The 13,132-nt window shown below is 69.3% G+C and carries 12 protein-coding genes; 10 read left to right on the forward strand and 2 right to left on the reverse strand.

What is annotated here, in order from left to right; translation table 11 throughout:
* Positions 1-309: 309 nt before the first annotated feature.
* From KEC55_RS15530 to KEC55_RS15550, 5 genes are all read left to right on the forward strand, one after another.
* Positions 310-2,148, forward strand: a complete 1,839-nt coding sequence (locus KEC55_RS15530; RefSeq protein WP_282506111.1) for a phosphodiesterase — start codon at positions 310-312, stop codon at positions 2,146-2,148.
* A 372-nt stretch (positions 2,149-2,520) separates the two neighbouring features.
* Positions 2,521-3,540, forward strand: coding sequence for a LacI family DNA-binding transcriptional regulator (locus tag KEC55_RS15535; protein ID WP_282506112.1), 1,020 nt, complete (start codon positions 2,521-2,523; stop codon positions 3,538-3,540).
* Complete coding sequence (locus KEC55_RS15540; RefSeq protein WP_282506113.1) at positions 3,537-4,817, forward strand: AGE family epimerase/isomerase; 1,281 nt, start codon at positions 3,537-3,539, stop codon at positions 4,815-4,817. The genes KEC55_RS15535 and KEC55_RS15540 overlap by 4 nt, the downstream gene beginning before the upstream one ends.
* Complete coding sequence (locus KEC55_RS15545; RefSeq protein WP_282506114.1) at positions 4,814-5,722, forward strand: carbohydrate kinase family protein; 909 nt, start codon at positions 4,814-4,816, stop codon at positions 5,720-5,722. Before KEC55_RS15540 ends, KEC55_RS15545 begins: the two co-directional genes overlap by 4 nt.
* A 100-nt stretch (positions 5,723-5,822) precedes the next feature.
* Positions 5,823-6,044, forward strand: coding sequence for a hypothetical protein (locus tag KEC55_RS15550; protein WP_011353424.1), 222 nt, complete (start codon positions 5,823-5,825; stop codon positions 6,042-6,044).
* A 25-nt stretch (positions 6,045-6,069) separates the two neighbouring features.
* Here the strand turns inward: KEC55_RS15550 and KEC55_RS15555 are convergent, their stop codons facing one another.
* Together KEC55_RS15555 and KEC55_RS15560 are read right to left on the reverse strand one after the other, a co-directional pair.
* Positions 6,070-6,264 (reverse strand): DUF2905 domain-containing protein, encoded by a 195-nt coding sequence (locus tag KEC55_RS15555; RefSeq protein ID WP_282506115.1) that lies wholly within the window; start codon positions 6,262-6,264, stop codon positions 6,070-6,072.
* Between the two features lie 12 nt (positions 6,265-6,276).
* Positions 6,277-7,470 (reverse strand): class I SAM-dependent methyltransferase, encoded by a 1,194-nt coding sequence (locus tag KEC55_RS15560; RefSeq protein WP_282506116.1) that lies wholly within the window; start codon positions 7,468-7,470, stop codon positions 6,277-6,279.
* Between the two features lie 13 nt (positions 7,471-7,483).
* Between KEC55_RS15560 and KEC55_RS15565 the strand changes: the two genes are divergently transcribed.
* The 5 genes from KEC55_RS15565 to glmS all read left to right on the forward strand — a co-directional run bounded on the left by KEC55_RS15565 (position 7,484) and on the right by glmS (position 13,068).
* Positions 7,484-8,227 (forward strand): SDR family oxidoreductase, encoded by a 744-nt coding sequence (locus tag KEC55_RS15565; RefSeq protein WP_282506117.1) that lies wholly within the window; start codon positions 7,484-7,486, stop codon positions 8,225-8,227.
* Positions 8,228-8,305: 78 nt separating this feature from the next.
* Entirely contained in the window at positions 8,306-8,710 is a 405-nt protein-coding gene (locus KEC55_RS15570; RefSeq protein ID WP_176049492.1) for a dihydroneopterin aldolase, read from the forward strand.
* Positions 8,707-9,699 carry a tRNA 2-thiocytidine(32) synthetase TtcA gene (gene ttcA, locus KEC55_RS15575; protein ID WP_282506118.1) on the forward strand — a complete coding sequence of 331 codons (993 nt, stop codon included), beginning with the start codon at positions 8,707-8,709 and terminating at the stop codon, positions 9,697-9,699. The genes KEC55_RS15570 and ttcA overlap by 4 nt, the downstream gene beginning before the upstream one ends.
* Positions 9,700-9,834: 135 nt before the next feature.
* The gene (gene glmU, locus KEC55_RS15580) at positions 9,835-11,196 is read left to right on the forward strand and encodes a bifunctional UDP-N-acetylglucosamine diphosphorylase/glucosamine-1-phosphate N-acetyltransferase GlmU (RefSeq protein ID WP_282506119.1); all 1,362 of its coding nucleotides are present in this window, start codon (positions 9,835-9,837) and stop codon (positions 11,194-11,196) included.
* A gap of 54 nt (positions 11,197-11,250) precedes the next feature.
* Positions 11,251-13,068, forward strand: a complete 1,818-nt coding sequence (gene glmS, locus KEC55_RS15585; RefSeq protein ID WP_282506120.1) for a glutamine--fructose-6-phosphate transaminase (isomerizing) — start codon at positions 11,251-11,253, stop codon at positions 13,066-13,068.
* The last annotated feature ends 64 nt before the right edge of the window (positions 13,069-13,132 follow it).

A 13,132-nucleotide genomic window follows, 5' to 3' on the forward strand; every position in this document is an offset into this window, starting at 1 on the left:
CGCCTCCCGCCTCCCGCCTCCCGCCTCCCGCCTCCCGCCTCCCGCCTCCCGCCTCCCACCTCCCACCTTCCGCCTTCCGCCTTCCGCCTTCCGCCTTCCGCCTTCCGCCTTCCGCCTTCCGCCTTCCGCCTTCCGCCTTCCACCTTCCACCTTCCCGTCATACCGTCGTACCACTCGTCCAACCGCGCACCGACAAGCCCCCCGGGCGCGATGCACCATCAGCGCCCATCGCGTCACGAAATCTTCATTCAATTCCCCGCGAGCGGTGCCGTTAAGCCGGGCGTCCCGTCGATTCGGCTGCCCTCGCCCATGCCCGCGCCCCACCCCGACTCCGCTGCCGCCCGCACCACGCGCCTGATCGCGGATCGCGCGCTCGCGGCCGTCTTCCAGCCGATCGTCGACCTCGGGTCGGGGACGGTCGTCGGTTACGAAGGGCTGATCCGGGGCCCGCGCGGCACCGACCTCGAGCCGCCCGCCGCGCTGTTCGCGCAGGCCGCGCGCGAAGGCGAGACCATCGCACTCGAGCAGGCTGCCGCGCTCACCTGCCTCGATGCGTTCGCGGCGCTCGGCTGCGACGGCAAGCTGTTCCTCAATTTCAGCGCCGGAACGATCCTCAAGCTCGCCAGCGAACGCGAGCGCGCACGCCAGTTCCTCGGCCGCGCGCGGGTCGGCGCCGAGCGCATCGTGATCGAGCTCACCGAGCAGAACACGATTCCCGATGTCGCGCACATCGGCCCGGCAGTCGCCTCGCTGCGCGACGCCGGCATCCAGTTCGCGCTCGACGACTACGGCACCGCGAACGCGAGCATGAACCTGTGGCTGCGCCTGCATCCGGACGTCGTCAAGATCGACCGCTTCTTCATCCACGACATCGCGCGCGACCCGCTCAAATTCGAGGCCGTGAAGGCGATGCAGCACTTCGCGCAGGCCAGCGGCGCGCAACTGATCGCGGAAGGCATCGAGAACGAATGCGACCTGATCGTCGTGCGCGACATGGGCATCTGCTGCGTGCAGGGCTTCCTGCTCGGCCGGCCGAACGCGCAGCCGTCGCGGGTCGTCGCGCCGGCCGCGCGCGATGCGATCCGCGCGCCGCACATCGCGGTATTTCCCGGCGCGACGCGCTCGGTGCGGCCGGCCGGCACGATCGCCGGGAAGATGCTGGTTCCCGCGCCGGCCCTGTCGCGCGACGCGACCAGCAACGACGTGCTCGACCTGTTCAACCGGATGCCCGACCTGCACGCGGTCGCGCTCGTCGAACGCGGCCGGCCCGTCGCGCTCGTGAATCGCCGCGGCTTCATGGACCGCTTCGCGCTGCCGTATCACCGTGAGGTGTTCGGGAAGAAACCGTGCCTGCAGTTCGCGAACGACGCGCCGCTGATGATCGACAACGCGACGACGTTCGAGCAGCTCGCGACGCTGCTCGCGAGCCACGACCAGCGTTATCTCGCGGATGGCTTCGTGATCACCGAACACGGCCGCTACGTCGGGCTCGGCACCGGAGAAAGCCTGGTGCGCGCGGTGACCGAGATGCGCATCGAGGCCGCGCGCTACGCGAATCCGCTGACGTTCCTGCCCGGCAACATTCCGATCACCGCGCACATCGACCGGCTGCTGCAGCGCGACGCGGGCTTTCATGCGTGCTACGTCGACCTGAACCAGTTCAAGCCGTTCAACGACCAGTACGGCTACTGGCAGGGCGACGAGGTGCTGAAGTTCGCCGCGACGGTGCTGGCCGGCGTGTGCGATCCGCAGCGCGACTTTCTCGGCCACGTCGGCGGCGACGATTTCCTCGTGCTGTTCCAGCGCGACGACTGGCGCGAACGCGCCGCCGACGCGATCGCGCGCTTCAACGACGGCGCGCAGCTCTTCTACACGCAGGCCGACCGGCAGGCGGGCGGGCTGCACGGCGAGGACCGCCACGGCAACCCGGCGTTCTTCGGCTTCGTGACGATGGCGATCGGCGCGGTCGGCGTGCCGGCCGGCGCGCACGGCGCCCAACGCTACGGCAGCGACGAGATCGCATCGGTCGCGGCGCTCGCGAAACGGCGCGCGAAACAGCAGCCGGACGGGCTGGCGGTCGTCGATCTCGACGCCGGCCGCGCCGCGCTGCGCCATCGCGGCGAACCGCCCGCCGCGGCCGTGGGCTGAACGGCACACGGCCGGCGTTCGCGGGGACACGCTGCGCGCCGCGCAATGGCGGCCGAGGCTCACCGGCCGGACAGCGGGATCGTTGTGCACCGGCTTCCGGCCTGCCCGCGCAGGCCGCCACGCACACCGCCCGGACACGCGAAGCACACTCGCGTTCCGCCCACCTCCCGCCCGCGGCGCGCCGCCCGGCACCCGCACACTCACCTTGCCTTTTTCGTGTTTTGTTTAGTATTTTTAGTAACGGCGTTTTCGCAGATTAGCGCTTAAAAACCCGTTATTCGCGGGTATTCCCCGGCTATCCGGCCCGAATTCCGCAATGCGTTTTACTATACAATCGCTTCCACCCTAAACAAACCGGACCCCGAACCAACGATGGGTACGACCATTCGCGATGTGGCGCGGGCGGCCGAGGTCTCGATCGGCACCGTCTCCCGTGCACTGAAGAACCAGCCGGGCCTGTCCGAAGCCACGCGTGCGCGCATCGTCGAGATCGCGCAGCAGCTCGGCTACGATCCCGCCCAGTTGCGGCCGCGCATCCGCCGGCTCACCTTCCTGCTGCACCGCCAGCACAACCGCTTTCCCGCCAGCCCGTTCTTCTCGCACGTGCTGCACGGCGTCGAGGACGCGTGCCGCGAGCGCGGCATCGTGCCGACGCTGCTGACGGTCGGCCCGAACGACGACGTGCTGCGCCAGATGCGCCCGCACGCGCCCGACGCGATCGCGGTCGCCGGCTTCATCGAGCCCGAGACGATCGAGGCGCTGGCTGCGACCGGCCGGCCGCTCGTGCTGATCGACCTGTGGGCGCCCGGGCTGCGTTCGGTCAACATCGACAACGCGACGGGTGCCGCGCTCGCGATGCGCCACCTGCTCGCCACCGGCCGCACGCGGATCGCGTTCATCGGCGGCTCGCCCGCGCACTACAGCATCGCGCAGCGCGCGATCGGCTACCGGCGCGCGTTCTTCGAAGCCGGGCGACTGTTCGATCCCGCCTACGAGGTGACGATCGACGCGGGGCTCGACCCCGACACGGGCGCCTCGCGTGCGATGGAGCAACTGCTCGACGCGCCGGGCCCGCGCCCCGAAGCCGTGTTCGCGTACAACGACGCGGCCGCGCTCGCCGCGCAGCGCGTGTGCACCGCGCGCGGCCTGCGGATTCCGGACGACATCGCGATCGTCGGCTTCGACAACATCCCGGCCGCCGCGCACGCGAGCCCGCCGCTCACGACGCTCGCGGTCGACAAGGAAGCGCTCGGCCGCCGCGGCGTCGAGTTGCTGCTCGCCGACTCGCCCGAGCGCACCGAGATCTCCCTGCCCGTCGAGCTGATCGTGCGGGCCAGCAGCCAGCCCGCCGCCTCCCCGGCACTCGATACCGCAATGGCCAACGAATCATGAACATGCCCCCGGTCCAACCCTGCACGGCCGCGCCGGCCGCCCACACGCAAGCCGCACCGTTCGTCGCGAGCTTCCGCGATCCGTCGTTCCTGCTGTCGCACATCGAGGACACGCTGCGCTTCTACGCGACCAACGCGTTCGATCCGACCGGCGGCTTCTACCATTACTTCCGCGACGACGGCAGCATCTACAACCGCACATCGCGCCACCTCGTCAGCAGCTGCCGGTTCGTCTTCAACTACGCGATGGCATACCGGCATTTCGGCGATCCGCGCCACCTGGAATACGCGCGCCACGGGCTGCGCTTCCTGCGCGACGCGCACTGGGATGCCGAACTGCAGGGCTACGACTGGGAACTCGACTGGCGCGACGGCGCGAAGCGCGAGACGCTTGACGGCACGCGCCACTGCTACGGGCTCGCGTTCGTGCTGCTCGCGGCCTCGCACGCGACGATGGCCGGCATCGACGAGGCGCGCCCGCTGATCGCGGCGACCTACGAGCTGGCCGAGCACCGCTTCTGGGATGCGGCCGCGGGCCTGTATGCGGACGACGCGACGCCGAACTGGATCGTGTCGTCGTACCGCGGCCAGAACGCGAACATGCACATGACCGAGGCGCTGCTCGCCGCCTACGAGGCGACCGGCCATCTCACGTACCTCGATCGCGCGGAAAAGCTCGCGTCCCACGTCACGCAGCGCCAGGCCGCGCTGTCGGGCGGGCTCGTGTGGGAGCACTACCATGCGGACTGGTCGGTCGACTGGGACTACAACAAGGAAGACAGCTCGAACATCTTTCGCCCGTGGGGCTTCCAGCCCGGGCACCAGACCGAATGGGCGAAGCTGCTGCTGATCCTCGAGCGGCACCGCCCGCTCGACTGGCTCGTGCCGCGCGCGGCCGAGCTGTTCGACGCGGCGCTCACGCATGCATGGGACGCCGATCACGGCGGCCTGTACTACGGCTTCGGCCCCGACTTCACGATCTGCGACCACAACAAGTACTTCTGGGTGCAGGCGGAAACCTTCGCGGCGGCCGCGATGCTCGGCGCGCGCACCGGCAGCGAACGCTTCTGGGACTGGTACGACGAGATCTGGCGCTACAGCTGGACGCATTTCGTCGATCACCGCTACGGCGCGTGGTACCGGATCCTCACCTGCGACAACCGCAAGTACAGCGACGAGAAGAGCCCGGCCGGCAAGACCGACTATCACACGATGGGCGCGTGCTACGACGTGCTCGCGACCCTCGCGCACACCGCACGCAGCGAGCCGACGCAATGAGCGGCGGCACGTTTCCGGCTTTCGTGTCGGCGGGCGACATCCTGACCGACATGGTGCGCGCGGGCGATGCGCAATGGACCTCGGTGCCGGGCGGCGCCGGCTGGAACGTCGCGCGCGCGGTCGCGCGGCTCGGCGTGCCGAGCGCGCTCGCGGGTTCGATCGGCGAAGACTGCTTCTCCGACGAACTGTGGCGCACGAGCGAAGCAGCCGGGCTCGACCTGCGTTTCCTGCAGCGCGTCGCACGGCCGCCGCTGCTCGCGATCGTCCACGAGACGCGCCCGCCCGCGTACTTCTTCATCGGCGAAGCGAGCGCCGATCTCGCGTTCGATCCCGCGCGGCTGCCGGCCGGCTGGACCGGCCACGTGAAATGGGCGCATTTTGGCTGCATCAGCCTCGTGCGCGAGCCGCTCGCAGGCACGTTGGCCGCGCTCGCGGCCGATCTGCACGCACGCGGCGTGAAGATCAGCTTCGATCCGAACGTGCGGAACCTGATGACGGCCGCGTACCGGCCGACGCTGGAGAAAATGGCGGCGCTCGCCGACCTGATCAAGGTGTCCGACGAAGACCTGCGGCACCTGTTCGGCGGCGACGGCCCCGACGCGATCGCGGCGGTGCGTGCGCTGAACCCGCGCGCGGCCGTTCTCGTCACGCGCGGCGCGCAGGCCGCGACGCTCTACGCGGACGGCGACGTGCACGAGGCCAGCCCGCCGCGCGTCGAGGTGGCCGACACCGTCGGCGCGGGCGATGCATCGATCGGCGGCATGCTGTTCAGCCTGATGGCCGCGCCGCAGCGCACGTGGCGCGAGCATCTCGTGTTCGCGCTGGCGGCCGGCGCCGCCGCGTGCCGGCATACGGGCGCGCATGCGCCGACGCTCGACGAGGTCGTCGCACTGATCGAACGCTGAGGGAAAGACGGTGACCGGACACTGTTCGGTCACCGATAAGCGACGCTGTACATGTTGCGCCGCAGTGCTACGATGAAGTGTCCTTTTGCGGGAGAGCACGATGGACACGAACACGTTCACGAAAGGCATCTACACGGCCAAGGCGCATACCCAGCATGCGGGCAACGGGCAGTTCCAGGGTTACGTGATCCTCGCGCGCGACGACGGGGACGACACCGAGAACACACGTTACGACGTCCACTCGACGAGCCCCAGCGAGGAAGAGGCGTTCGACGAGGCGAAGGCGCTCGCGCACCGGATCCTCGGCGAGATCGAGCTGTAACGCGCCCCCCCCTTTTCGGCGCGGCTCAGAGCAGCCGCACCACCATCGATAGCAGCATCGTCAGCACCAGCGTCGACATGAACGGGAACGGGTAGCGCCGCCCGCCGAGCGTCAGCGTGACGTCGCCCGGCATCCGCCCGATGCCGAGCTTGCCGAGCCACGGCCAGCAGCGCGTCAGGATCATCACCGCGATGAACGTCGTCAACAGCCAGCGCAGCATGCGGGGCTCCCGTCAGAGTGCGTGCGAGCGGTCGCCGCGCGCGAACGCGTCGAGCGTGCCGTCGATACCGCGCGAGAACGCGATCACCTTGAACAGTTCGCCCATTTCGGCTTCCGAGATCAGCTTCTGCACCGCGTTCGCGGCCGGCAGGAACGCGTGGATGTCGGACGGATCGATCGCGGCCAGCGCGTCGGTAATGCCCGCGTTCAGCAGGAAGCGCGCCTGCGACGTGTAGCCGAGCAGGTCGGCGCCGGTCGCGACAGCCGCGTCGTAGATGCCGGTGAATTCGACGTGTGCGGTGATGTCCTGCAGCCCCGGGTACAGGAACGGGTCGTCGTGTGCATGGTGGCGGTAGTGGCACATCAGCGTGCCGCGGTCGCGCTGCGGATGGTAGTACTCGTGCGCCGGAAAGCCGTAGTCGACCAGCAGCACCGCGCCGCGCCCGAGCATCGTGCAGACGGTGCGCGTGAACGCCAGCGCGGCCTCGTGCGTCTCGGTCACGTAACCGTCGTGCGCGTCGTCGAAACCCGCGAGCACCGGCGGCAGGCCGGCCGGCGCGGCGGGTCGGTCGTCGAACACGAACGCCTGGCGCGCGTCGAGCGCGACACCGCGCTCTTGCCATGCGCCGCCCGCCTTCGCGAACAGCCGCACGGGCATCGCATCGAGCACCTCGTTGCCGACCACGACGCCGTCGAACCGTTCGGGCAGCGCGTCGAGCCAGCGCACCTTCGCGGCGAGCGCCGGCGCGGCGGCCTCGATCGTGTCGCGCTGCCGTTCGCGCAGCTCGCCGGACAGGTCGACGATCAGGTATTCGTCGAGTTCGACGCCCTGCGCGTCGAGCGCGGCGAGCAGCCCGGCCGCGAGCTTGCCCGTGCCGGCGCCGAATTCCATCACGCGGCGCGTATCGCTCGCCGCGAGCGCTTCCGCGACCGGTTGCGCGAGCGTCTGCGCGAACAACGGCGACAGCTCGGGCGCGGTGACGAAGTCGCTGCCGTCGTCGGCGCGGCGCCCGAACTTGCGTGCGCCGCCGCTGTAATAGCCGAGGCCCGGCGCATACAGCGCGCGCTCCATAAAGCGGTCGAACGGCAGCCAGCCGCCGGCCGCCGCGATCTCGTCGCGCAGTTGCGCGGCAAGGGTTTCGGACTGCGCGAGCGCGTCAGGGCCGGGAGCAGGTAAACTAGCGGGTTCGTGAGCTTTCGGGTTCATCCCGGCATTGTAAATGACCGTTTCAGCCGATACGTCGACCCCGCGCGTGGTGCTCGTCACGGGCGCCCTGGGCAGCGCGGCCGACGCCGCGTCGATCGGCCGTGCGCTCGCGACCGGTTTCGCGCGCCGCGGCTGGGACGTCGCGCTGCAGCGCAGCCAAGGCGCGCCGCGCGCGGCCGCCGATGCGCTCGTCGCCGAAGTCGCGGCGCTCGGCCGCCGCGCGGCCGTGCTCGACGCCGATCTGGCCCTGGAAGCCGATGCGACCGCGCTCGTCGCCGCGTGCGGCGAAGCGCTCGGCCGGCCCGCGTGCGCGGTGTTCGTCAGCGCCAGCGCGGGCGACGACGACGCGCAGACGGTGGACGCCGCGTCGCTCGCCGGCGCGCTCGCGCGCAACGTGACGGCGCCGCTCGCGCTGGCCCGCGCGCTCGCCGATGCAACACCCGACGCCGCGCGCGAGCGTGAAGCGCTGCGCGCGTGCGCGATCCACGTGCTGGATCAGGCCCTGTTTCACCCGGCACCGGCGCAGCTGTCTCACGCGCTGATGCAGGCCGCGCTGAACCGCGCGACGTCCGCGCTGGCGGTGGCGCTTGCGCCCAAGGTGCGGGTCGCGGCGCTCGTGCGCGGCCACGCGCCGCACGCGGACGACATCGCGGCGGCCGCCTGCTATCTCGCAAGCGCGCCCGGCGTCACGGGCGCGACGCTGACCGTCGACGGCGGCGAGCACCTCGTGCCGCCCGCCGCCGGCCCGAATGAATGAACTGCGCGGATCGCGCGGCCTGACTGCCGCCGCCCGCGCCGCTTTGCGTGCGCGCACGCCAATTTGACTGGGACGACCATGTTTTCCGCTCTCCTGCACCCCCGCCTCGCGGATTGCCGCAGGCTCTACCTGCGCGACTACGAGGTGCACATCAACATCGGGGCCTTCGAACACGAGAAGCGCGGCGAGCAGCGCGTCGTCATCAACGTCGACCTGTTCGTGCCGCTCGCGCTGTCCACCCCCGTCGACGACCGGCTGCATGAAGTCGTCGACTACGACCTGATGAAGCAGAGCGTCGCGCAGTGCGTGGCGCGCGGCCACATCCATCTGCAGGAAACGCTGTGCGACGCGATCGCCGCGCACCTGCTGGCGCACGCTGCCGTGCGCGCGGTACGCGTCTGTACCGAGAAACCGGACGCCTATCCGGACTGCGACGCCGTCGGCGTCGAAGTCTTTCGCATCAAGGACGAGGAGCGCGCATGAACGCCCCCCACATGAATGACACGGCGGCCGATGCCGCCACCCTCGACGACGCCGCCCCGGCCGGCCGCCAGGCGCTGACGCGCCGCGAGCAGAAGGAAGCGTACGAGAACAACAAGCTGTACAAGCGGATCGTGCGCCAGGTCGGCCAGGCGATCGGCGACTACAACATGATCGAGCAGGGCGACAAGGTGATGGTGTGCCTGTCGGGCGGCAAGGACAGCTACGCGATGCTCGACGTGCTGCTGCGCCTGCGCGAGCGCGCGCCGATCGATTTCGACATCGTCGCGGTGAACCTCGACCAGAAGCAGCCGGGCTTCCCCGAGCACGTGCTGCCCGAGTACCTGAAGCAGGTCGGCGTGCCGTTCCACATCGAGAACCAGGATACCTACAGCATCGTCAAGCGGCTCGTGCCCGAAGGCAAGACGACCTGCTCGCTGTGCTCGCGGCTGCGCCGCGGGATCCTGTACCGCGTGGCCGGCGAGCTCGGCGCGACCAAGATCGCGCTCGGCCACCACCGCGACGACATCGTGCAGACACTGCTGCTCAACATGTTCTACGGCGGCAAGCTGAAGGGGATGCCGCCGAAGCTGCAGTCGGACGACGGCAAGAACATCGTGATCCGCCCGCTCGCGTACGTAAAGGAAACCGACCTCGAGAAATACGCGGAGCTGCGCGAATTCCCGATCATCCCGTGCAACCTGTGCGGCAGCCAGCCGAACCTGAAGCGCGCGGAAATGAAGGCGCTGATCCGCGACTGGGACAAGCGCTTCCCGGGCCGCGTCGAGAACATGTTCAACGCGCTCGCGAAGGTCGTGCCGTCGCACCTGATGGACACCACGCTGTACCCGTTCCAGTCGCTGCGCGCGACGGGCGAAGCTGATCCGCAAGGCGACATCGCGTTCGACGAAGAACCGTGCGCATCGGGCGACGCCGCCGCCGTGTCGGGCACCGCCAAGCCGATTTCGATCGTCCAGTTCGACGACCTGTAAACGGGGCCCGAACCCCTGCCGGAACGGCGCGCCAGCCGCCCGTTCCGGCGTTGCTGCCGCGCCGCAGCAGGCCCGGAACGACGGGGGCCGCATGCTAAAATGGTCGGCTTCGAACTCCTCAAACTAGCTGGCGCCATGAATATCGTGATTTTGGCGGCAGGCACTGGCAAGCGCATGCGTTCCGCGCTGCCGAAAGTGCTTCACCCCCTGGCCGGCAGGCCGCTCCTCTCCCACGTCATCGACACCGCGCGCACGCTGCAGCCGTCCCGGCTGGTCGTCGTCGTCGGTCACGGCGCCGAGCAGGTCGAGGCCGCTGTCGCCGCGCCCGACGTCCAGTTCGCGGTGCAGGCCGAGCAGCTCGGCACTGGCCACGCGGTGCGCCAGGCGCTGCCGCTCCTCGATCCCGCGCAACCGACGCTCGTGCTGTACGGCGACGTGCCGCTCACCCGCGCGTCGACGCTGCAGCGTCTCGTCGATGCCGCGCGCGAGGGCCGCTACGGGATTCTGACCGTCACGCTCGACGATCCGACCGGCTACGGCCGCATCGTGCGCGATGCATCGGGCTTCGTCACGCGCATCGTCGAGCAGAAGGACGCATCGCCGGACGAGCTGAAGATCGCCGAGATCAACACCGGCATCATCGTCACGCCGACGGCCCAGCTGTCGATGTGGCTCGGCGCGCTGAAGAACGAGAACGCGCAGGGCGAGTACTACCTGACCGACGTCGTCGAACTCGCGATCGAGGCCGGTTTCGAGGTCGTCACCGCGCAGCCCGACGAGGAATGGGAAACGCTCGGCGTGAACAGCAAGGCGCAGCTCGCGGAACTCGAGCGCATCCACCAGCGCAATATCGCCGATGCGCTGCTCGTCGACGGCGTCACGCTCGCCGATCCGGCGCGCCTCGACGTGCGCGGCACGCTGCGCTGCGGCCGCGACGTGTCGATCGACGTGAACTGCGTGTTCGAAGGCAACGTGACGCTCGCCGACAACGTGACGGTCGGCGCGAACTGCGTGATCCGCAACGCGTCGGTCGGCGCGGGCACGCGCATCGACGCGTTCACGCACATCGACGGCGCCACGCTCGGCGCGCACACCGTGATCGGCCCGTACGCGCGACTGCGCCCCGGCGCGCAGCTCGCGGACGAAGCGCACGTCGGCAACTTCGTCGAGGTGAAGAACGCGGTGATCGGCCACGGCTCGAAGGCGAACCACCTCACGTACATCGGCGACGCCGACATCGGCGCGCGCGTGAACATCGGCGCGGGCACGATCACCTGCAACTACGACGGCGCGAACAAGTTCCGTACCGTGATCGAGGACGACGTGTTCGTCGGCTCCGACACGCAGCTCGTCGCGCCCGTGCGCGTCGGCCGCGGCGTGACGATCGCCGCAGGCACGACGATCTGGAAGGACGTGGCCGACGGCGTGCTCGCGTTGAACGAGAAGACCCAGACCGCGAAGAGCGGCTACGTTCGCCCGGTCAAGAAGAAGAGCTGAACCTTTTGCGGGCGCCCCGGCGGCGCCCGCGTCGACTTACAGGATTGACCATTCATGTGCGGCATTGTCGGCGCAGTTGCGCAGCGTAATATCGTTCCGGTGCTGATCGAAGGATTGCGGCGCCTCGAATACCGTGGCTACGACTCGTGCGGCGTCGCCGTGCTCGAGCCGGGCGCACCGAAGCGCGCGCGCAGCGTCGCGCGCGTCGCCGATCTCGACGCGCAGGTGCAGGAATCGCACCTCGAAGGCACGACGGGCATCGCGCACACGCGCTGGGCCACGCACGGCGCGCCCGTCACGCACAACGCGCACCCGATCTTCTCGTCGAACGCGCTTGCGCTCGTCCATAACGGCATCATCGAGAACTTCGAGACGCTGCGCGAAGCGCTGCGCGCGAAGGGCTACGAATTCGTGTCGCAGACCGACACCGAGGTGATTGCCCACCTCGTGCACAGCCTGTATCGCGGCAACCTGTTCGACGCCGTGCGCGAAGCCGTGCAGCAGTTGCATGGCGCGTATGCGATCGCCGTGATCCACAAGGACCAGCCGCATACCGTCGTCGGCGCGCGCCAGGGTTCGCCGCTCGTCGTCGGCCATGGCGACGGCGAGAACTTCCTCGCGTCCGATGCGCTCGCGCTCGCGGGCAGCACCGACCATTTCACGTTCCTCGAGGAAGGCGACATGTGCGAGCTGTCGCTCGACGGTGTGAAGATCGTCGATCGACATGGCGCCACCGTGCAGCGCGAGATCCGCGTGGTCAGCGCATACGGCGGCGCGGTCGAGCTCGGCCCGTATCGCCACTTCATGCAGAAGGAAATCTTCGAACAGCCGCGCGCGATCAGCGATACCGTGCCGCAGACGGAAGCCTTCGACGCGACGCTGTTCGGCGACGCCGCGCCCGCCGCGTTCGCGGAGATCGACAGCCTGCTGATCCTCGCGTGCGGCACGAGCTACTACTCGGGGCTCACCGCGAAGTACTGGCTCGAATCGATCGCGAAGATCCCGACCCAGGTCGAGATCGCGAGCGAGTACCGCTACCGCGAATCGGTGCCGAACCCGCGCCAGCTCGTGCTCGTGATCTCGCAGTCGGGCGAGACGGCCGATACGCTCGCGGCGCTCAAGCATGCGCAGTCGCTCGGCCACGCGCATACGCTCGCGGTCTGCAACGTCGCGACGAGCGCGATGGTGCGCCTGACCGAAATGCAGTTCCTGACGCATGCGGGCACCGAGATCGGCGTCGCGTCGACGAAGGCGTTCACGACCCAGCTCGTCGCGCTGTTCGTGCTGGCCGCGACGCTCGGCAAGCTGCGCGGGCACGTCGACGCCGTGCAGGAAGCCGAATTCCTGAAGCAGCTGCGCCACCTGCCGGCCGCGTTGAACAGCGTGCTTGCGCTCGAGCCGCAGATCATCGCGTGGTCGGAAGAATTCGCGCGCAAGGAAAACGCGCTGTTCCTCGGCCGCGGGCTGCACTACCCGATCGCGCTGGAAGGCGCGCTGAAGCTGAAGGAAATCTCGTACATCCACGCCGAGGCCTATCCGGCCGGCGAACTGAAGCATGGGCCGCTCGCGCTCGTCACGGAAGCGATGCCGGTCGTCACGGTCGCGCCGAACGACACGCTGCTCGAGAAGCTGAAGTCGAACATGCAGGAAGTGCGTGCGCGCGGCGGCGAGCTGTATGTGTTCGCCGATGCCGATACGCAGATCGTCAACGACGACGGCCTCCACGTGATCCGGATGCCGGAGCACTACGGTCAACTGTCGCCGATCCTCCACGTCGTACCGCTGCAGCTGCTCGCGTATCACACCGCATGCGCGCGCGGCACCGACGTCGACAAGCCGCGGAACCTCGCGAAATCGGTGACGGTGGAATAAGGCTGGCCGCCGATCGGCGCGGCCGGCCAGGCGCGGCCGGCCAGGCGCGCCGCTGAGACAGACG

Origin of the sequence: Burkholderia cepacia, from assembly GCF_029962485.1 — a bacterium.
GTDB lineage: Bacteria > Pseudomonadota > Gammaproteobacteria > Burkholderiales > Burkholderiaceae > Burkholderia.

Bases quoted from the DNA above. Each gene is read 5' to 3' on its own strand.
- ttcA (WP_282506118.1), top strand. From the start codon at position 8,707: ATGAACGCCCCCCACATGAATGACACGGCGGCCGATGCCGCCACCCTC.
- KEC55_RS15555 (WP_282506115.1), bottom strand. From the start codon at position 6,264: ATGCTGCGCTGGCTGTTGACGACGTTCATCGCGGTGATGATCCTGACG.
- KEC55_RS15560 (WP_282506116.1), bottom strand. From the start codon at position 7,470: ATGAACCCGAAAGCTCACGAACCCGCTAGTTTACCTGCTCCCGGCCCT.
- glmU (WP_282506119.1), top strand. From the start codon at position 9,835: ATGAATATCGTGATTTTGGCGGCAGGCACTGGCAAGCGCATGCGTTCC.
- glmS (WP_282506120.1), top strand. From the start codon at position 11,251: ATGTGCGGCATTGTCGGCGCAGTTGCGCAGCGTAATATCGTTCCGGTG.
- KEC55_RS15535 (WP_282506112.1), top strand. From the start codon at position 2,521: ATGGGTACGACCATTCGCGATGTGGCGCGGGCGGCCGAGGTCTCGATC.
- KEC55_RS15540 (WP_282506113.1), top strand. From the start codon at position 3,537: ATGAACATGCCCCCGGTCCAACCCTGCACGGCCGCGCCGGCCGCCCAC.
- KEC55_RS15530 (WP_282506111.1), top strand. From the start codon at position 310: ATGCCCGCGCCCCACCCCGACTCCGCTGCCGCCCGCACCACGCGCCTG.
- KEC55_RS15570 (WP_176049492.1), top strand. From the start codon at position 8,306: ATGTTTTCCGCTCTCCTGCACCCCCGCCTCGCGGATTGCCGCAGGCTC.
- KEC55_RS15550 (WP_011353424.1), top strand. From the start codon at position 5,823: ATGGACACGAACACGTTCACGAAAGGCATCTACACGGCCAAGGCGCAT.
- KEC55_RS15565 (WP_282506117.1), top strand. From the start codon at position 7,484: ATGACCGTTTCAGCCGATACGTCGACCCCGCGCGTGGTGCTCGTCACG.
- KEC55_RS15545 (WP_282506114.1), top strand. From the start codon at position 4,814: ATGAGCGGCGGCACGTTTCCGGCTTTCGTGTCGGCGGGCGACATCCTG.